Raw genomic sequence first — 19,588 nt, 5'->3', positions numbered from 1 at the left:
TGCGGTTTGTACTGTCAGCTAAGCCTGCTTATCGGCTGGTCTTGGCGTGCTGACGATGCTTGCTGAGACGTCTGGCCTCGGTGATCACACAGTCTCGCAGCGGGTTTTCGCCCGAATCGCAGCGCCACACAAAAGAGAGGTGTCTCTGCATATTAAGTTGTGGCGTCGGCAGGATAACCAACTCGCCGGCGGCCACCTCTTTCTCCACATCCAGAAAAGGCAGGCTGCTGAGGTAGGGGCCATTTTTCACCAGGGCCTTGAGCAGCGAGACATGCTCATACTCTTTCCATACGTTGAGCTTTTCGATGACACCGTGGATCGCCCCCTCGAAGATGCGGCGGGTCCCGGCGCCTTGCTCGCGCAGCACCCATCTTGCCTGCTCTAACTGCGCCAGGCTGATATTGGTCTGCTTGGCATAAGGGTGATGAGGCGAGGCGACTACCACCAGATGGTCGTCTAACCATTGCTCCTGATACAGACGGCTGTCGTCGTTGCGCCCCTCTATGATGCCAAAGTCATATTCGTAATTAAGCAGGCCCTCGACCACGTTCTCGGTATTTTCCACTGTGAGCTCGATCCTAAGTTCAGGAAAATCGGTATCGATTTTACTGATAAGCTCGGGGAGCAGATGCTCGGCGGCGGTCTGACTGGAGCATAAACGAAAACGACCGCTTATAAGGTGTTGTTCGTGAAGGCCTAATTCTATTTGTTGTGCATCTTGTAGCAGACGTCTTGCTCTTGGGCGTAACCAGTTTCCCCAGTGACTCAGGGTGAGGCGATTACCCTGCCTGATAAAGAGGGGGCGGCCGAGTAGATTTTCTAGCTGCCCAAGGGACATGCTGACTGCTGACTGTGTCATCGACAATTTGCGCGCCGCCGCACTCACACTTTCCAGGCTGGCTACGGCATCGAACACCATGATTTGTTTTAGGGAGTACTTCATTGACCTTGTGGCGTCCTAACTGAATTAACCAATAAAGAAAACTATCAATAAAATTGATGCTTGCGTGATATTGATTGTATGAGCGCCTGAAGGCTTTCACAAGTAACGCGTTGATTTTATCTGAGTTACTCGACATGCCTCACTCTTTAAGCGTGTCTTGTGCGCACCATGACATTTCTTGGCTACATGTGAGCCCAATCGAGCAGGTGGCTTTGTTTGGGCGCTCCCAGTTTAGGCCATTCCAGTTTAGGCGATCCGAGCCGGCAGCTTTGCGCTTGATTGGTTCAGTGCCCAACGGGTGATTCCTGTGCAGCAGAGGGGGAATTGGTTTATATTGGCGGGCAATAACTTAGATTCCAAGAATAACCATGGAAAAACAATGGCAAATCAAGCGCCTTCCTCGGCGGCAAACCCGCAAAATAAAATCCCTTTACCCGACACCTTAGTGATCATCTTCTTTGTGGCCTTGGCAGCCATGTTGTTGACCTATCTGGTGCCGGTAGGCTCCTTCGAGACCCAGGAGATCCATTATCTCGCCGATGGCGTCGAAAAAACGCGTAGTGTGGTCGACACTAACTCCTTTCGTTACAGTCTGGATGAGGCGGGAGAGCAGCTTAAACAGCCAGTAGCCCTGTTTGAAGGGGGCGGGGGCATAGGCTTCTTCAATTTTGCCTTCGAAGGTTTAACCTCGGGATCCAAGTGGGGCACTGCCATCGGGGTTATCATGTTTATGCTGGTGATCGGTGGCGCCTTCGGCATAGTGATGGAAACCGGCACCATAGATAACGGCATTATACGCTTGATCGACAAGACCAAGGGCAACGAGCGTCTCTTCATTCCCGTGCTCTTTATTCTCTTCTCCCTCGGCGGCGCCGTGTTTGGTATGGGGGAGGAGGCGATCGCCTTTGCCATCATCATCTGCCCCTTAATGATACGTTTGGGCTTCGATGGCATCACCACTGTGATGGTGACCTATGTGGCGACTCAGGTGGGCTTTGCCAGTTCTTGGATGAACCCCTTCAGCGTGGCAATAGCTCAGGGGATTGCCGGCATTCCCGTACTCTCAGGCGCCGGTGTAAGGGGACTCATGTGGGCTGGGTTTACCCTGATGGGGGTGGTCTTTACCATGCGCTACGGCGCGAAGATCCAAGCGGATCCGCAAAGCTCGCTCTGCTTTGAGTCGGACAGATATTTCCGTGAGCATCATAATTCGAGCGAGTTAAAGAGTCGCTTTAACCTTGGTGACAGTCTGGTACTGCTCACCATCTTGCTGACGGTCGTTTGGGTTATCTGGGGCGTTGTCACTCAGGCCTGGTTCATTCCCGAGATCGCCAGTCAGTTCTTTGCCATGGGGATTGTCGTAGGGATGATTGCGGTGATCTTCAGGTTAAATGGCATGACGCTTAATGGCATGGCCAGTAGTTTTAAGCAGGGAGCGGGCACCATGTTGGAGCCAGCCTTGCTGGTCGGTTGTGCCTCGGGGATCTTGCTGCTTTTGGGTGGTGGTAAGCCAGATGAGCCAAGTGTATTAAATACCTTACTCAATGGCGCCGGCAGCCTGATTGGTCAGCTCCCCGCAGTCGCCTCGGCCTGGTTTATGTTGCTGTTTCAATCTGTGTTTAATTTCTTTGTCACCTCGGGCTCGGGTCAGGCGGCATTGACCATGCCCTTGATGGCGCCCCTTGCCGACATCGTTGGGGTATCGCGTCAGGTGGCCGTGTTGGCTTTTCAGCTGGGCGACGGCTTTACCAATGTGCTGGTGCCGACATCGGCATCTCTGATGGCGACTTTAGGCGTATGCCGGGTCGACTGGGGCATTTGGGTCAAGTTTATCTGGCGTTTCATGTTGGCGCTGTTTTTGGTGTCGAGCATTGTGGTGGTCGCCGCTCACTACTTTGGTTTCGTTTAAGAATGCACTTTCATTTAGGCAATAAAAAACGGCATCCTAGGATGCCGTTTTTTCGTTAAAGTTCAGTGAAATTAGAACTTCACTTCACCTTCTAGGAACCACTCACGACCGCGTGCGTTGTACACTGAACGCTGGTAATGAGGCCAAGAAGTTGCTGTTGGGTCGAAGTTAGGACCTGCGTCGAACAGGTTAACTACGCCAGCTTTCACCTTGATAGCATCTGTGAAGTTGTAACCTGCAGTCAGGTTCCACTTAGTCTGTGATGCTACTTCGTGTGCACTTTCGTCGAAGTCTTCGCCACCAGATGCTTTGAATGACTTGTACTGCATACCGTGCATACGCGCAGTGTGGTATGCGCCTAAGGTCGCTTCGAAGTCATCGATATAGTAACCCAGTACTAGGTTAGCGCGGTACTGTGGCAGACCACCGTTGTCGATATCATCTTCAACAGGATCTGTTGGCGTAAGTTGATACTCAGACAACAGGATGTAGGTACCGTTGAAGTTAAGCTTCAGCTCACCATAGTTGTCTAGATCCCAGCCGTAGCCGGCCGTGATATCTAAACCACGCACTTTCTGGAATGCCAGGTTCTGCGCAACGGCGTTAACATGAGTGATCTTTCCAGATGCATCTCGAGTCAGCATGTCTTCATACTGTTCGTACTCACGTGCAGCCTTGCTAGCGCTGATGTCGCTAACCATGTCATCCAGTTTCCACTCCCAAAGGTCGAACGACGCGTTGAGTGAATCACCGCCCCATACTGCACCAATGTTAGCCGTGTAACCGGTTTCGGCTTCTAGATCTTTGTTAGCACCTGTTGTGGTGTCTACGTGAAGTTCTTTACAAACCTCATTTAGCGCAGGATCGTTGTCGTAACCTTGACCTGGTACACCGCCTAAAGCTTGACACTGCTTGAAGTCGATAACAGTAGAGAAGCCTTTAGTTGAGTCACCATATACGCGGTGCATGTCTGGCGCACGGAATACTGAGCTGATAGAACCACGAACCAACAACTCATCCAATGGACGGTATTCAATGGTTAGCTGCGGAGACAGGTTGCCACCGAAATCATCGTAGCGGTCATAACGTACTGCCGCATCAACGGTCAATACATCAAGTACTGGTAGGCTGATTTCGGCATAAGTTGCCCAGTAAGAACGCTCACCGGCACCTGAAGAACCACCTGTGGTCAGGATGGCACCTTTCTTAGACTCCGAGTCAGTGTTGGTTTCATAGTCTTGCTCTGTGTACTCGGCACCGAATGCAAATTGAGCATCGCCAGCTGGCATCTCGAACGCCATACCAGAAATGTTAGCCTGTACGTTCTTCTGAGTAGATTGAGCTTTCTCAAATGGAGAGTAGGCTACAGATTCTACGTCTTCTGCGCTCATGTTTTTCAGCAGAGAGTTACCGTTTTCACCGGCAGTGATGTAGTTGAACATGCCGCCAACAGTGGCGTAGCCGCTACGGAATACATCAACATTAGTACGGCCATAGTTTACTGACGCATCCCAGCTGTACTCATCAGCCAGTGTGCCTTCAAGACCTGCAGTGAAGAAGTAGTTACGTGTCTTGGTTTCGCCTGCGCGGTTACCAAACTCGTGTAGACGACGCACATAGTAGTATTCGCCATCTTCTGCGTTGGCAAAATCACCGCCTAGGGCAGTCGTTTTGTCGTCGAAAGTCTTGCTAAGAGCGCCATTACTTACGGTGACACTGTTGCCTGCGACTGCAATGTCGTAGTCATTGATCGCCATAGGCTCGATGTTAGTGGTAGATTTCGCCTCGGCAAAATCTAGACGACCGACGAAGCTAATGTTATCAGACAGCTCGTAGTTGAAGTTGGTTGAGCTGATGAAACGTGAACTCTCAGGTTGTAGATCACGCCACTCAGAGCGGTCGAAACCACAAGTAGAACCCGTCCATAGGAATCCACCGGCTGTACACTCTTCAGGGGTTAATACGCGTTGACCTGTAGGGAAAGTTTCATCTTTTCTTTGTACAGATGCGATACGTGCGCCGTACGAGCTGTACGCTGAATGAGGGCTGTAAGGCACTTTATCTGTATGTAGACCGAAGTTTTCACGGTCAGTCGCTTTTAGCTGCTCGTTGTCGGTGAACTCGATGAAAGTCGATACGTTACCGCGATCAGATGAAGCACCTAGAGATAACGCGATACGGTCGCTTCCGCCGCCGCCATTAGTGGTATCACCGTGACGGTACTTAAGTGCAACACCTTCGAAATCTTTCTTCAGGATGATGTTGATCACGCCGCCGACAGCGTCAGCACCGTAGATTGCAGAACCACCAGATTGCAGTACTTCGATACGCTGTACGGCTTCCATAGGCAGGTTAGCAGTATCAACGAAGTTGTCCGTACCACCAGATGGCTTTGGATATTGGTTCAGACGCTTACCATTGATCAGTGTCAGTGTACGGTTAGCACCCGCACCACGTAGGCTGATAGAAGAGGCGGCAGGTGTGAAACCGTGAACAGACTGGGTAGTCATCGCACTGGTGGTTGAAGTCAAGCTTTCTAACGCATCTTGAATGTTAGTGAAGCCCTGTTTGGCCATGTCTTCAGCGCTCATGACGGTAACAGGTGTAGCCGTTTCCATATCGGTACGCTTAATACGTGAACCTGTTACTTGAATACGTTCAACGCTATCTTCATCTGCTGCATAAACGGCTGGCGCACTCAGTGCTGCCGTTGCGGCACCACCAATTAATGCGAAACGAACAGCTTTAGCCAATATAGAATTAGGCTGCATTGTGTTTCTCCCTGAGACTTATTTTAATTTTTGATTTGAACACTCTTGGACTGACCGAATATTTATTCGCTCTAAGTGTCGATCTTTATTTAGTAAAAACTTTTCAAATATTTACTTATATTGATAAATCTTTACCTCGTGCTCGATATAATCATAGAGAGATAACAACTGCAACAAGGCGGCTACAGCCGATACGCTTGCCAATCCATTTAGATGATTATCCTTTTTGCAACATAAAATAAACAACTAATGTCGCCGAGTGGTTAAAATGTAAGCCTGTTATTTCAAAGCGCCCCTCGATGTTGTTTTTGGTGCAGAATTGTTTTTGTGGTGTTAATAGTTGTGGGGTGTTGTGTTTTATTGGTGTTTTTAAGTTTACGTTAATTTGTTTTTTGTTTGTGTTGATTGTTATTCAAAAAAAATACAAAAAATATGAAAAATATTGTGGAAATGATTTGTTTGTGAGCAAAATCACCTCTTTTTTTATCTGGTCTATTGTTGCCTTAATGTTAATTCTTAAGTGTTGAGGAATGACTTTCGAATACAAAGGTGTGGCATTTCACTTAATTTATGACCTATTTGGCGTCTATGATGCGTCATTATGATTAAGCTTGAGAGCTGGGGTTGTTAAATCAGTGTTACTTTGGCTGGTCATAGGAATGGCAGCGTAATCTTAGCTTCTGATTGGCCCTAGGAGCGGCTTATAGATTTAGCATTTAAGCTAAGCTCCTGCGGTTAAATTTTTTCCGTTATGTTCTTTTGGTTAAGTACTTTCGTTTAAGAGCTATCCGTTAAGCTTTAACCGTTTGGACAGTATTGGAACTAAAGCAAAATTAAGAGAGTAGAGAGTAGAGAGTAGAGAGTAGAGAGTAGAGAGTAGAGAAGCTAAAGAGAGTAAGAAGAATAGGGAAAGTCAGAAGCGAATAAGGGAGTATAGGTAGACCTCCTGCCGATGCAGGCTGGTCTACCGGTTGGTTCATCCTCGGGCTCATCCTCGTTGAGTTCACCCCTAACACTTGTAACGACTGCTCATGCCTTGTGTGTTAAGGCTTGTGTTTTAAGGCGTTGGCTTACGGCTTATGTTTTACGGCTTGCGACGACAGCGAAGTAAGGTATGGCCTAAACCTATGTTATCGATATCTTCGTCAACATAGAGGCCTGCCGAGGAGATCAGTTTTAGCAGATCTTTCGAATGGTACATGCGGCTATTGCCGTTGGCCATGGCGGTGAAGTAGAGCGATGTGGCGTTAACGCAATAGGCGCCAGCCTCGCAAGGTTGTCTGTCCCAGAAGGTCTCTAAGATGCAGAGCTCACTATGGGGGGCCATATTGGCGGCAGCCAGTTTTAATATGGCCAGAATCTGAGTCTCGGAGAAGCAATCTAAGAACTGGCTCATCCAGTAGAGATCCCCACCCTCATAGAAAGGCGTATCAACCTTTAATAGATCGCATTCAAAGCCATGGATACGTTCGCTTAAGCCCTTGTCCTTGGCATTTTCTATAGCCACCTTGAGCTGACCGGGCAGATCCATGATGGTGACCTCGACATCGGCATCGTATTGGGTACAGGCCAGTGCCCATTTCCCCGTGTTGCCGCCGATATCCACCAAGGTTTTTGGTTGGGTCTTAAAGATCAACGGTAGCACAGTGCCAAAGGCGTGATCCGAATAGAAGTGGTCAAACTCGAACCAACTCTGCTTAGCTGCTGCTGGCAATTGGCTTAGGCCGGGGTAGATGGTTTGCCAGTCGCCAAATACTTTCAAGCCACTGGCTTCGCCTTTTTCTAGCGCCTTGTCGAGTTCGAACATCCCTTGATAACAAACATCATGATTGAAGTTGAGGTTGACTCTGGACATCTCATCGTGAAGTAGGAAGTGGCCTATCTTATCCAGATGATAACCTTGCCCTGCTTGCCAGATGAGGCCCATGCTGAGGCCCATATCCAGCAGGACGCCGACTGCATAGTCTGACAGCTCAACCAGGTTAGAGAGTCTGGCTCGGCTCAAGCCTGGTTCGGATTCTATTTTCGCTAAGAGATCAAATTTCAACAGACAACGGGCAACCTGGAAGGTTATGGGAGCGAATGCGATTTTCTGTGCTTCGAATTTGGCATCAAATGCCGAAATTGTTTTCGGCGATTGGTAAAAGTCCATCAGAGTCCTGACGCTTGAGTGAGTGAAATGCCATCCACTCTAGCCGGATCCCCCGTTGAGTACATCAAGTCTATGTCGATTTATCGACCTGGCTCGCGAAATCTGACAAGAGATAGCTGAAATTAACGGCGATACAAAGCGTTATTGATCACAGTGCTGCTGAGTGTGAGGGTTGCGGGCTAGGTCAAGTGTTACTCAGGTGTTAATATGAAGTGGCTCAGTCGCCGACGGCTTGGATTGATAAGGATAGGTAAATGCAGCAACCTCTTAGTTATGTTGGACGTATCACCCACAGGGCCGATGGTGAGGCCCGGCGCGTGGCTATCTTAGAGGCGACCCTGCGGTTGATCATCAGGGAGGGGGTGCGCGGCGTACGCCATCGCGCCGTGGCAACCGAGGCGCAGGTACCACTGGCCTCGACCACCTATTACTTTAAAGATATCAAAGATCTGATCAGCGACGCCTTAACCTATTTTGCCGAGAAGACTCTGTGGATGAATAACACTCTGGAGGGGAAGAGTTTCCAGTTGCTCGAGGTGCTCAAGGCGGATAGTGAGTTGATGCCCCTCGATAACATAGCAGTACATCTGACCGAGTTTCTCTGTGAGCATATTCAGACTCAGGTGAGTCACAAAGACGATCGCATTCTCGAGCTGGCGTTTCACGAAGAGGCGCTACGAAATCCAGCGCTCGCCGAGGCCATTCAGCTGCTGGATAATGGCTTCATCAGGACTATCGAGCAGTTTTTTACCGCCTTAGGATCATCCTCGGCCAATGCCGATGCCCATCAGCTACTCGGGCTCATTCGTTGGGTGGAGTATCAGAGTCTGATTAGTGGCAATCTAGATAGTGACTTTCTCAAGCAGACGGTGGGCGCCTGTATCGATAAGATATTGCGCGCCATAAAATAAGCCCCCCAATAGCTAGCAAAACTATCGGGGGCTTGAATCAGTTAACGCGCCGGATGAGGGCGAGTCTTACTGTACGTTTTCCGCGTCGCCAAATTGGCCTTGGAAGAGTACAGATGAGAGGTAACGTTCTGCTGCAGAGGGCAGGATCACCACTATGTTCTTGCCTTCAAACTCTGGCAGTTCGGCGATACGGTTTGCTGCAACCACGGCAGCACCAGAAGAGATACCCACCAGGATACCTTCCTCTTTCATCAGGCGCTGAGCCATCTCGATCGCTTCTTCGTTGGTCACGGCTTCTACACGGTCGACCACTTCGAGATCTAGGTTAGCCGGGATGAAACCAGCGCCGATACCTTGGATCTTATGTGGGCCAGGCTGCACGGGTTGACCGGCCATGGTCTGGCCGATGACCGGCGAGTCTGCTGGCTCAACCGCTACCGAGGTGATCGCCTTACCTTGGGTTTGCTTGATGTAACGGCTAACACCTGTGATGGTACCACCTGTGCCCACGCCGGCAACGACAACATCTACTTCACCGTCTGTGTCATTCCAGATCTCTGGACCCGTGGTCTTCTCGTGGATCTCTGGGTTAGCTGGGTTGTCGAATTGACCCAAGATCAGGTATTTCTCAGGTGCAGATTGACGCAGCTCCTCTGCCTTGTCGATGGCACCTTTCATGCCTTTAGCGCCTTCGGTTAGGACAAGGTTTGCGCCCAGAGCCTTAAGCAGCTTGCGACGCTCTAGACTCATGGTGTTTGGCATGGTTAGGGTTAACTTATAACCACGGGCCGCGGCGACATAGGCCAGCGCAATACCTGTGTTACCTGAAGTCGGCTCAATCAATTCTTTATCTTTAGTGAGCAAGCCCTTCTTTTCGGCGTCCCAAATCATATTCGCGCCGATACGACACTTTACACTAAAGCTAGGGTTACGGGCCTCAACCTTGGCGAGCACATTTCCCTTGCTGACGCGATTTAGGCGAACAAGAGGTGTATTACCTATGGTATATGAATTGTCTTCGAAAATTTTACTCATGGATTACTTGCTCCTTTATGTATACAGCTAAATCATAGTGTGGTTTCAGCGCATTAGAAATGATAGTTTCATATTCTTTATTCCTTTCAGTTATAAAAGCAGTCACTTATATCATAAATACCTCGTTGAGGGGGCTGGCCTAATGAGGATCCTATTGATAAGTTAGCGAAATGTATTAAGCCCGCTAACCCAAATAATCAGAATAATTCGCAGGGAGCAGATGAGTGAGTAGCACAAACGATAGGACAGGGGATTCGACTCATATGCCGAACGCAGCGCATCGATCATCGAGTCCTAAATCCAGCGCGCCTAAAACCAGAGCGCCCAAAACTAAAGATCCCAAAACAATCGTCACCCCTTTCGCCTTTCATGTTGCGCCTGAGCTGCTTTATACCCCGCTGGCATCGCCGCTCAAGCGTGGTCTGGCCATGTTAATCGATGCCTTGTTGATCAGCGTGCTGGCTGAGCAGGCCGGCGGGCTGTTTATTCTCTTGGTTGGTTTAACTTTGGTCATTGAACGTCGCAGCCACCAACTGGGTAAGGCGCTGAAGTGGGGGCTCTATCTTGCCATGTTGCTAATGACTATCTGGGTCACCAGCGACAATATCATCTCTTACGGCGAAGGTGATAAAGCGGATGCGGGGAGCAAACCGGCTCAGACCACAGGGCTGCAGGCCGACTCGTTAGAGACACTGAAAATCATGCCGCAGATCTTATCTTTCAGCCTGTGTGAGGAGGCAGGCTGCGCCGATGAAAAGTTAACGACACTATTTGGCGCCCTCGATACCTTAAAGGCAAGTGACAGTGAAAAGGTCGCGCTGGTGTCTCAATTAATCACGGAGTTGTCGCTGTCCGACCAAGAAAAAGCGGTGCTGATGCAGCGTCTGACTCAGGGTTATCCGAACATAACGCCGGTTAGCAAGCCTGGTATGTCTAACCCTAGTATGTCTACCGAGGCAAACCTTGCCACCAGTGCCGCAGCGCCTAACGAAGAGCCTGCAGCAGGTACAAAGCCAGACCATCAGGAGATTGCCGATAAGATTACGCCGCTGGTTATCGATGCCGATAGACTCGATGAGGAAGATAAGCCCTCGCCCTACAGCCTACTCGAGTGGGCGAAGGGGATATTGAATGATCTCGGTTTAGGCTTTGGTTGGGCCGCCTTCTACTTTACCGTTTTCACCGCCTGGTTCGATGGCCAGACCTTAGGTAAGAAGCTGCTTAACATTCGGGTGGTGCCGCTTGATGCCTCGCGCATCTCCCTGTGGGATGCCTTTGGTCGTTATGGCGGCTACGGCGCCGGCTTCGCTACCGGCCTGTTGGGGTTCTTACAGATTTATTGGGATGCCAATCGTCAGGCGATTCAGGATAAGATCTCAGAAACGGTCGTTGTTGACCTCTCTAAGCCAAGAGAAATCCCGGCAGAGGAGCGCTCCCCTGAGGTATATGGCGGCGCCTGATGCGTAAGAAAAAGGCCTGCAATTGCAGGCCTTTTTTTTGAAGTGAGCTTTATTCAGGGGCAATGTGCGCGTTGCGATAGGCGTCGCGATATTTGTCGACCCACATGGAGGTGGCACCGCAAATAGCGACCGGCATCACGATAAAGTTGATGATGGGGATCATGGAAAACAAGGTCACGGCGGCGCCGAAGCTAAAGCTGCTGCCCTTGGTCTGATTGAGGGCAAACTTCATATCATTAAAGGGCACCTTGTGGTTGTCGAAGGGATAGTCACAATACTGAATCGCCATCATCCAGGCGCTAAACAGGAACCAGAGCACTGGCGCCGCCGTCTGGCCGATAAAGGGTACCCAAAACAGGATAAGAAACAGTATGGCTCTGGGGAGATAATATTTAAGCTTTATCCATTCGCGCCCCAGGATGCGCGGCAGATCCTTAATCAGGTCGATAGTGCCGCCAGTATTAAGGTCTTTGCCGGTGAGATATTGCTCCACCTTCTCCGCCAGCAGCCCGTTGAAGGGCGCCGCAATCCAGTTCATCACAGAACTGAAGACAAAGGAGAGCACCACCAACAGGGTCAACACCGCCAGTGGCCAGAGCAGGAAGTTGAGCCAGCTGAGATAATCGGGCAGCTGACCATTGATCCATTGGAACACCTGTTCCAGCTGACCGATGGCGAAGTAGATCACCGCCGCAAACAGCACCAGGTTGACGCTGAGGGGGATGAAGACGAAGCGTCTCAGGCCCGGCTGTTTGATCAGCCGAAAGCCGTCGAGGAAATAGTTCACGCCACTCTTTGCTGGCTTAGCTGCCTTGCTTGCTTGTTGATTCATAGTCTTATCTGAATATCCTTAGATCTTGCTTAAGGGCGATTGTGTGTCAGCCCTGTTGTAAAAACAAGGGTGAAATCACGTCGGCGGGCAGAAAAAACGTTACAAAATGCGGCATGCTTTGATAAAGTGACAAGCAATAATAACAGCGATGCAAAGCGCGCCCTCCTGAAGACGACCAAACTGGCACAATGAGACTCACACAGATAAAACTTGCTGGATTTAAGTCGTTTGTCGATGTCACTAAAATCCCTTTTAACCAACCGCTTACGGCCATTATTGGGCCAAATGGCTGTGGTAAGTCCAATGTCATCGATGCCGTGCGCTGGGTGCTGGGTGAAAGCTCGGCCAAACATCTGCGTGGCGACTCCATGGCTGACGTTATCTTTAACGGCTCCTCGGCCAGACGCCCTGTCTCAGTCGCCAGCGTCGAGCTGAGCTTCGACAACCAGCAGGGGCGTCTGGGCGGTCAGTATGCCGGCTATCAGGCGATTGCCGTCAAACGTCAGGTGAGCCGGGACGGTGAATCCAGCTACTTTCTCAACGGGCAGAAGTGTCGCCGCAAGGACATTACCGATCTCTTCATGGGCACGGGCCTTGGCCCGCGCAGCTACGCCATCATAGAACAGGGCACCATCTCCCGCCTTATCGAGTCCAAGCCTCAGGAACTGAGAGTCTTTATCGAAGAGGCGGCGGGGATCTCCCGCTATAAGGAGCGACGCCGTGAGACGGAAAATCGCATCCGGCATACTCGCGAGAATCTCGAACGTTTAGGGGATATCCGTCAGGAGCTTGGTCGCCAGATCGACAAACTGGCCGAGCAGGCCGAGGCCGCGCGTCAATACCGGGCATTGAAACAGACAGAGCGGGAACAGCAGGCGCAGCTCGAGGTGGCCAAATACCTTGAACTCACGGCCCAGCATGACAACTTGTCTCAGGAGATAGAGGCAAAGACGCTCACTCAGAGTGAGGGTGACGCCGGACGTGAGGCCCTGTCGCGCACCCTGACCGAACTCAAACTGAAACTCGATGAATTAGAGCGTCAGGAGCAGCAACAGGTCGAGGCCTTCTACCTCAATGGCAATCAGATCGCCAAGCTCGAGCAGGAGGTGAAGCACCGCCAGCAACAAGACGCGCACCTCAAGCAGCGTATCGCCCAGGACAAGGACAAGCTGGCGCTGCTGCAAGCCCAACATCAGGCGCTCACCTTGACCTGTGAAGATCTTAACGAGCGTAACAGTAGCGCCCAGCAAGCGCATCAGGCGTTGCAATTGCAGATTGAAATACTCGACGAGCAGCTCGGCGAGGTTGAGCTCTCGCTTGAGCAGGCGCAGGAGGCCGATATCCAGGCCAAGCAGGCGGTCAATCAATGTCAGCTGCGCCTCGAACTCACCAAGGGTGAGCTGAAACATAAGCAGAGCGCCCTTACTCAACTAAGTGCTCAACATCAGCGCGCCGCCCAGCAGCTAGAGCAGTTATCCCATCAGGATGAGACGGCCAATCTAGCGCTGCAAAATGCCCAGAGTGAACGATTAGCCCTGCGAGTCGATGAGCTTAAGGGAGAAATTGACCAGGGCGCCGGCGCTCAGTCTCAGCTGCAGGAGCAGGCACGTCAGACCCAGACACAGGTCGATGCCTTGTCGCAGTCCCTGGCCGAGGAGCGAGGCCGACTGGCGGTGGTCGAGCGCATCTTGCCTAAGGAAGACGCACTACAGGGGCGTGCCCTCTGGCAGGCTATTCAGGTCTCGCCCGGCTGGGAAGCGGCGGTCGACCTGCTGCTCGATGGTCTGCTTACCCAAAGGGTCAGCGACAAGCTGGTTGAGGATGAAACCGCCAATGCTACAGGCTTAGCGAGTGGTTTTCAGTTATGCGAGCCGCAGCAGTGGACGGGGCTGAGCAGCGAGGCCAACCTGTCTCCCTGGCTGTCGAGACTCACCTGGGTCGATAGCCTGAGCCAGGCCAAGGCGCAGCTGGGATCACTCGAAGATGACGAGCGCATAGTGACCGCCGATGGCTACATAGTGGGTAAAGGCTTTGTGCTGCAAAAGGCAGAGCAGGGCAGTCAGCTGGTGCAGCTCAAGGCCGAGCAGCAGGCGCTTGCGAGTAGCATAGAGGCCAGCGTCGAGGCGATAGATGAGCGCAAGGCGGTGCTCGCTGATCTTAATCTAGCCCTGGATGAGCGCCGCGAGGCCTTGGCTCAGCTTAATGTTAGCCTGCAGGGGACGCAGCTTGAGCGTGAACGCTTGATGGCGCAGGCCCAGGCGACCCAGGCCCGCATCGCCCAGCAAAGCGAGCAGCAAACCAGGCTAAGGGGGCAGCTCGACGAACAGTGCGGCGAGATAGAGACTTTGGAGCAGAGCCTAGGTGAGCTCACCAGTCGCCGCGACCAGGATGAGGCGCAGCTGGTTGAGCTTAAGCGCGCCGCCGACGGCAAGGTGACCGACCTCGCCGATCGCCGTGCCCAGCATAAGGATCTTGGTCGCGAGCGTCAGGCCTTGGCGCAGCAGTCCCAGCAGCTACAGCAGTCGCTGCAGGCGATCAATACCGAGCAGGCACTTAGCCGCCAACAGGGAGAGCAGCTCGATAGGCAGATGAGCGATCTGCGTCAGGAATTAACTCAGTTGCAGGAGCAACTCGAGGGGCAGGATAAGTCCGATGGTAAGCGCCAGGCCGATGCCATGGCTACCCAGCTCAATCAAGCCCTGGCACGTCAGGCCGAGGTGCAGGCGAGGCTCGATGTGCTTCGCCTTCAGCAGGCAGAGCTGCAAAATCAAGCAGACGAGATAGGTGCCAAGCAAAAACAACAACTTGGCAAGTTAGAGCACTTGACTCAAGCCATCAGCGCGTTAAAGTTACGTCGCGAAGGGATAAAAGGTCAAATTGACAGTCAGTTAGCACAGCTTAATAGCCAAGAGGTGGAGATTGCTCAGGTGCAGCAGTCGCTGGATTTGAGTGTCAGCCTAAGCCATCGTCAGAAGGCGCTGGAGCGCACCCGGGCGCAGATTGAACATCTGGGCGCGATTAACCTTGCGGCCATTGAAGAGTTCGAGCAGCAGAGTCAACGCAAGGCCTATCTCGACAGTCAAGATGCGGATTTGGCCAAGGCGCTCGGCAGCCTGGAGGAGGCGATTCGCAAGATCGACCGGGAAACCAAGACGCGATTTAAGGAGACCTTCGATAAGGTTAACCAAGATCTCGGCGTGCTCTTCCCTAAGGTGTTTGGCGGCGGCAGCGCCTATCTGGCACTGACCGATGACGATCTGCTGGAGACGGGGGTCACCATCATGGCCAGACCGCCGGGTAAAAAGAATAGTACGATTCACCTGCTTTCGGGTGGAGAAAAAGCATTAACCGCTTTATCATTGGTATTTGCGATTTTTAGGCTGAATCCCGCGCCGTTTTGTATGCTGGATGAGGTCGATGCACCGCTCGATGATGCCAATGTCGACAGGTTCTGCCGTCTGGTGAAAGAGATGTCTCAGAGCGTGCAATTTGTTTATATTAGTCACAATAAGATCACCATGGAATTGGCCGATCAACTAATAGGTGTCACTATGCATGAGCCAGGGGTTTCACGCATAGTTGCCGTCGATATCGATGAGGCGGTGGCTTTAGCCGACGCAGTATAATTTTGGGAAGAACAGGGTAATCAATGGAAAATTTGCAACTGGTATTGTTCGTGTTAGGCGCGGTAGCCATTATCGCGGTACTTGTGCATGGTTTTTGGTCCATTAGGCGGCAGCAACCTAAATCATTAAAAGAATCACCCATGACTGGGCTATACACAGACAAGACACGTGACAGTGACGGTTTCGACGCCGATGGCGTTGGCCCTGTAAGAGTCGTTAAAAACAACGCAGAGCAAGGTATTCCCAAGGCCACCTCTAGCAGTCGTGCCACACCAGCCGGTGCGCGGGCACAAGAGCGCGAGGCTGAAGAGGCTTCACAGAGCTTCTCTCTGTCGGATGAGCCTAAGCAGAAGGCGCCCCGTTCGCGTCAAGAGCCGGTATTGTCGGCGACTCCGGGCGAGGAGGTTGCTGATGCCCAACTTGAGCAGATGGAATTAGGCCTTGGTCAGGCGCCGGCGCAGCCCTCGCTGTTTGAAGATCCTGTCACCGAGCGCAAGCAGGAGCCAGTGCGCCCGGCGCCTCAGGTCGACGCGGCGCAGCCAGCCCAAGCGACCCAAGCACAACCAACCCAAGCACAGCCTGTTGAACCACAGCAAGTTGAGTCTAAGCCAGAGCCACAAGTAGCCGAAGAGGCACCTCTGGGCGAGCCACAGGATGTACTTGTGCTGCACGTGGTGGCCAAAGAGGGTGAGGCCCTCAACGGCGCCGAGTTATTGCCAAGCCTGCTGACCCTAAACTTCAAGTTTGGTGAAATGGATATCTTCCATCGTCATGAGGATAACGCTGGGACTGGTAAGGTGCTGTTTTCATTGGCTAACATGGTTAAACCTGGGGTATTCAACCCAGATGAGATGGAGCAGTTTACCACTCAGGGCATAGTGCTGTTTATGACACTGCCTTGCTATGGCGACCCGCTGATGAATTTCTCCATCATGCTTAATTCGGCCCATCAGCTTGCCGACGATCTCGGCGGTGAAGTGCTCGACGGTGGTCGCGGCGCCTGGAGCGAGCAGACTAAACAGTCTTACCTGCAGCGCATTCGCGCGCAGATGTGATACCTAATCGGATATTCAAGATAGAGGCCGCATCAGCGGCCTCTGTTGCTTAAACTGGATAAGAAACCATGCAAGCCATACAAGATGAGATTAAACAGTTAACCGACGAGCTCAATCAGCACAACTATCGCTACTATGTCGATGATGCGCCTTCGATCCCCGACGCCGAATATGATCGCCTCATGCGTCGCCTACAGGCGCTAGAAGCTGAGCATCCGGAGCTGGCGCTGATTGACTCGCCAACCCAGAGAGTGGGCGGCGAGGCCCTGAGCAAGTTCACTCAGGTGACTCATCTCAAGCCCATGTTGAGCCTGGATAACGTCTTTAGCGAAGAGGAGTTTAATGCCTTCTACAAGCGCGTCGGCGACAAGCTGCCCGAGGCGCCTGCATTTTGCTGTGAGCCCAAGTTAGACGGCTTGGCGGTGAGTATTCTCTATCGTGATGGTGTGTTCGAGCGCGCCGCTACTCGTGGCGACGGCACGGTCGGTGAGGATATTACCGAGAACGTCCGCACCATTAAATCTGTGCCCCTGAAACTTAGGGGCAGCGGTTTCCCGCCACTGCTTGAGGTGCGCGGCGAGGTCTTCATGCCTAAGGCGGCCTTTGAAGCGGTTAACGATAAGGCCCGTGCCCGCGGCGAGAAACTCTTCGTCAATCCGCGTAATGCCGCCGCCGGTAGCCTGCGTCAGCTAGACAGCAAGATCACCGCCAGTCGCTCCTTGGCATTCTATGCCTACGCCTTGGGTGTGGTGGAGCCAGAGACCTGGCCGCTGGCAGGCAGCCATTTCGAGCAGTTGATGCAGCTTAAGGAGTGGGGCTGCCCGGTGAGCAGCGAAGTTAAGGTGTGCGCCGATACCGCCAGCGTGCTGGCCTATTATCAGGATATCCTGACTCGCCGCGGCGACCTGGCCTATGAGATAGACGGTGTGGTGCTTAAGGTGAACGATATCGCCCAGCAACAAAGCTTGGGCTTTGTGGCCAAGGCGCCTCGCTGGGCGACGGCCTATAAGTTTCCGGCCCAGGAGGAGATCACCCTGCTCGAAGGGGTGGACTTCCAGGTGGGACGCACCGGCGCCGTGACCCCTGTTGCGCGCCTGCAACCTGTCTTTGTCGGCGGCGTCACCGTCTCTAACGCCACCTTGCATAATGCCGATGAAATTGCCCGCCTCGGGGTGATGATTGGCGACAGCGTGATCATCCGCCGCGCCGGCGATGTGATCCCCCAGATTGTCGCCGTGGTGCCCGAGAAGCGCCCGAGTGATGCCCAAGCGATCGCCTTCCCGCCGCAATGTCCCGTGTGCGGCAGTGATGTGGAGCGTGTCGAGGGAGAGGCGGTCGCCCGTTGTACCGGCGGTCTCTATTGCGAGGCCCAGCGTAAGGAGGCGATCAAGCACTTCGCCTCACGCAAGGCGCTAGATATCGATGGTATGGGTGACAAGGTGGTCGAGCAGCTGATCGACAAGGAGCTGGTGGCCAGCCCCGCGGATCTGTTTAAGCTCACCGCGTCGGCGATCACTATGCTGGACCGCATGGGGATGAAGTCGGCCACTAACCTGGTTAACGCCCTGGAAGCGGCCAAGCAAACCACTTTTGCGCGCTTCCTCTATTCTCTTGGGATCCGCGAGGTTGGCGAAGCCACAGCGGCAAACCTGGCGAACCATTTCAAGACGCTTGAGAAACTTAAGCAGGCGGATGCAGAGACCTTTATGAAGGTAGATGATGTCGGGGTGATTGTCGCCCAGCACCTGGTGCACTTCTTCGAGCAGCCTCATAACCTCGAGGTGATAGACGGCCTGCTTCAGGCCGGAGTAAATTGGCCCGATATCGAAGAGGTGGCCGAGGAGAGTCTGTCGCTGAAGGGGCAGACCTGGGTGCTGACCGGTACCCTGACTCAGCTGAACCGTAACGATGCCAAGGCCAAGTTACAGGTGCTTGGGGCCAAGGTGGCCGGCAGCGTCTCGAAGAACACAGACTGCTTGGTCGCCGGTGAGGCCGCTGGTTCTAAATTGACCAAGGCGCAAGAGCTTGGGGTCAAGGTGATCGATGAAGCCGAGCTCTTGGCTATTCTCGGCGCCTAAACTGGATGCGTGAATTAGCTGAGTAAATCAAGGTTAAAGCCTATGGGAGCGCCATCGATAGATGGCGCTTTTTTTATCTCACATGGCCGTTTTTTGTTAATGGTTGTTGAAATCCTCTACATCATCACCATATAGAGAGAAATAGGGGAGGGAGAACGCCGTTGAATTTTGGACATATTAATTGGTTAGACGATAAGGGACACTTTAAGCCGCCGCTCATGTTGTACCTGATGCTGGCCTTTATCGCGCGGGGATGGTGCGTGTTTATCGCCTCCCTGACCCAGGCCAGCGATCGAGCCGGTTTGGTCGCCCTCATCTATCCGCAAAAGTCTGACTTCTTGATGGCCTTGGCCGCAGGCGTCGGTGGCTTATTTCTCTATGGCTTAGTGATCGCCGAGCGCAAACGCGCTCCACTCTGGTTAAGACCCGCCTTTAATCAACTTAAACCTCTGCTGATTGCGCTTTTGATGGTAGATGCCGGTCTCTTGATTCAGCGCCTCATTCACAACCATTTTCTTTATAGCTGGAGTTTCGGCCTGGACGCGCTATTTCTCTTCTGGAGCCTGCTCTATATTGGCAAGTCGAAGCACCTCAAGTACTACCTGCAAGATTGGCGCAACCAGGTAGATTAGTAAAAAAAAAGCGCTGCAAGATGCAGCGCTAAGCATATCTCTTTGAATGAAAATTCAGTCTCAAGATATTGGAATGTTACAAAATACCTTATAAATCAATGTGAAAAACAACAAATTCACAAGACCTATATTAAGGACAATTGACAGCAACACTCTTTAAAGAAACATAATCCGGGGTTGCTAT

General features: G+C 52.2%; 12 protein-coding genes. 7 read left to right on the top strand and 5 right to left on the bottom strand.

Features of this window, described 5'->3' with window-relative positions:
- Window positions 1-28 precede the first annotated feature (28 nt).
- On the bottom strand, window positions 29-943 hold the full coding sequence (locus L2731_RS00245; RefSeq protein WP_041509486.1) for a LysR substrate-binding domain-containing protein: 915 nt from the start codon (window positions 941-943) through the stop codon (window positions 29-31).
- Window positions 944-1,322: 379 nt separating this feature from the next.
- On the opposite strand from L2731_RS00245, the gene yfcC reads away from it, so the two are divergent.
- The gene (yfcC, locus tag L2731_RS00240; RefSeq protein WP_249251271.1) at window positions 1,323-2,852 is read left to right on the top strand and encodes a putative basic amino acid antiporter YfcC; all 1,530 of its coding nucleotides are present in this window, start codon (window positions 1,323-1,325) and stop codon (window positions 2,850-2,852) included.
- A gap of 71 nt (window positions 2,853-2,923) precedes the next feature.
- On the opposite strand, the gene L2731_RS00235 is transcribed toward yfcC, so the two are convergent.
- Window positions 2,924-5,623 (bottom strand): TonB-dependent receptor domain-containing protein, encoded by a 2,700-nt coding sequence (locus tag L2731_RS00235; protein WP_249251269.1) that lies wholly within the window; start codon window positions 5,621-5,623, stop codon window positions 2,924-2,926.
- 1,084 nt (window positions 5,624-6,707) lie between these two features.
- The gene (locus L2731_RS00230) at window positions 6,708-7,775 is read right to left on the bottom strand and encodes a methyltransferase (RefSeq protein ID WP_249251266.1); all 1,068 of its coding nucleotides are present in this window, start codon (window positions 7,773-7,775) and stop codon (window positions 6,708-6,710) included.
- 254 nt (window positions 7,776-8,029) lie between these two features.
- On the opposite strand from L2731_RS00230, the gene L2731_RS00225 reads away from it, so the two are divergent.
- On the top strand, window positions 8,030-8,686 hold the full coding sequence (locus L2731_RS00225) for a TetR/AcrR family transcriptional regulator (protein ID WP_249251265.1): 657 nt from the start codon (window positions 8,030-8,032) through the stop codon (window positions 8,684-8,686).
- 66 nt (window positions 8,687-8,752) lie between these two features.
- Here L2731_RS00225 and cysK read toward each other — a convergent pair whose 3' ends face one another.
- A complete protein-coding gene (cysK, locus tag L2731_RS00220; RefSeq protein ID WP_041509491.1) occupies window positions 8,753-9,721 on the bottom strand; it encodes a cysteine synthase A in 969 nt (322 codons plus the stop codon).
- 263 nt (window positions 9,722-9,984) lie between these two features.
- Here cysK and L2731_RS00215 point away from each other — a divergent pair, with 263 nt between their 5' ends.
- Window positions 9,985-11,181: an RDD family protein gene (locus L2731_RS00215; protein ID WP_283164999.1), complete on the top strand. Its 1,197-nt coding sequence runs from the start codon at window positions 9,985-9,987 to the stop codon at window positions 11,179-11,181.
- A 49-nt stretch (window positions 11,182-11,230) separates the two neighbouring features.
- Here the strand turns inward: L2731_RS00215 and cysZ are convergent, their stop codons facing one another.
- Window positions 11,231-12,013, bottom strand: a complete 783-nt coding sequence (gene cysZ / locus L2731_RS00210; RefSeq protein WP_249251263.1) for a sulfate transporter CysZ — start codon at window positions 12,011-12,013, stop codon at window positions 11,231-11,233.
- Window positions 12,014-12,201: 188 nt separating this feature from the next.
- On the opposite strand from cysZ, the gene smc reads away from it, so the two are divergent.
- The 4 genes from smc to L2731_RS00190 all read left to right on the top strand — a co-directional run bounded on the left by smc (window position 12,202) and on the right by L2731_RS00190 (window position 19,404).
- Entirely contained in the window at window positions 12,202-15,639 is a 3,438-nt protein-coding gene (smc, locus tag L2731_RS00205) for a chromosome segregation protein SMC (RefSeq protein ID WP_249251261.1), read from the top strand.
- A 23-nt stretch (window positions 15,640-15,662) separates the two neighbouring features.
- The gene (gene zipA / locus L2731_RS00200) at window positions 15,663-16,694 is read left to right on the top strand and encodes a cell division protein ZipA (protein ID WP_249251259.1); all 1,032 of its coding nucleotides are present in this window, start codon (window positions 15,663-15,665) and stop codon (window positions 16,692-16,694) included.
- Window positions 16,695-16,762: 68 nt separating this feature from the next.
- The gene (ligA, locus tag L2731_RS00195; RefSeq protein ID WP_249251257.1) at window positions 16,763-18,772 is read left to right on the top strand and encodes an NAD-dependent DNA ligase LigA; all 2,010 of its coding nucleotides are present in this window, start codon (window positions 16,763-16,765) and stop codon (window positions 18,770-18,772) included.
- 161 nt (window positions 18,773-18,933) lie between these two features.
- A complete protein-coding gene (locus L2731_RS00190; protein WP_249251253.1) occupies window positions 18,934-19,404 on the top strand; it encodes a DUF2919 domain-containing protein in 471 nt (156 codons plus the stop codon).
- Window positions 19,405-19,588 lie beyond the last annotated feature (184 nt).

It is taken from the genome of Shewanella aquimarina, from assembly GCF_023349185.1.
GTDB classification, from domain to species: domain Bacteria; phylum Pseudomonadota; class Gammaproteobacteria; order Enterobacterales; family Shewanellaceae; genus Shewanella; species Shewanella aquimarina.
The sequence above is the reverse complement of the archived record's forward strand: the minus strand, read 5'-3'. Positions and strand labels throughout refer to the sequence as shown.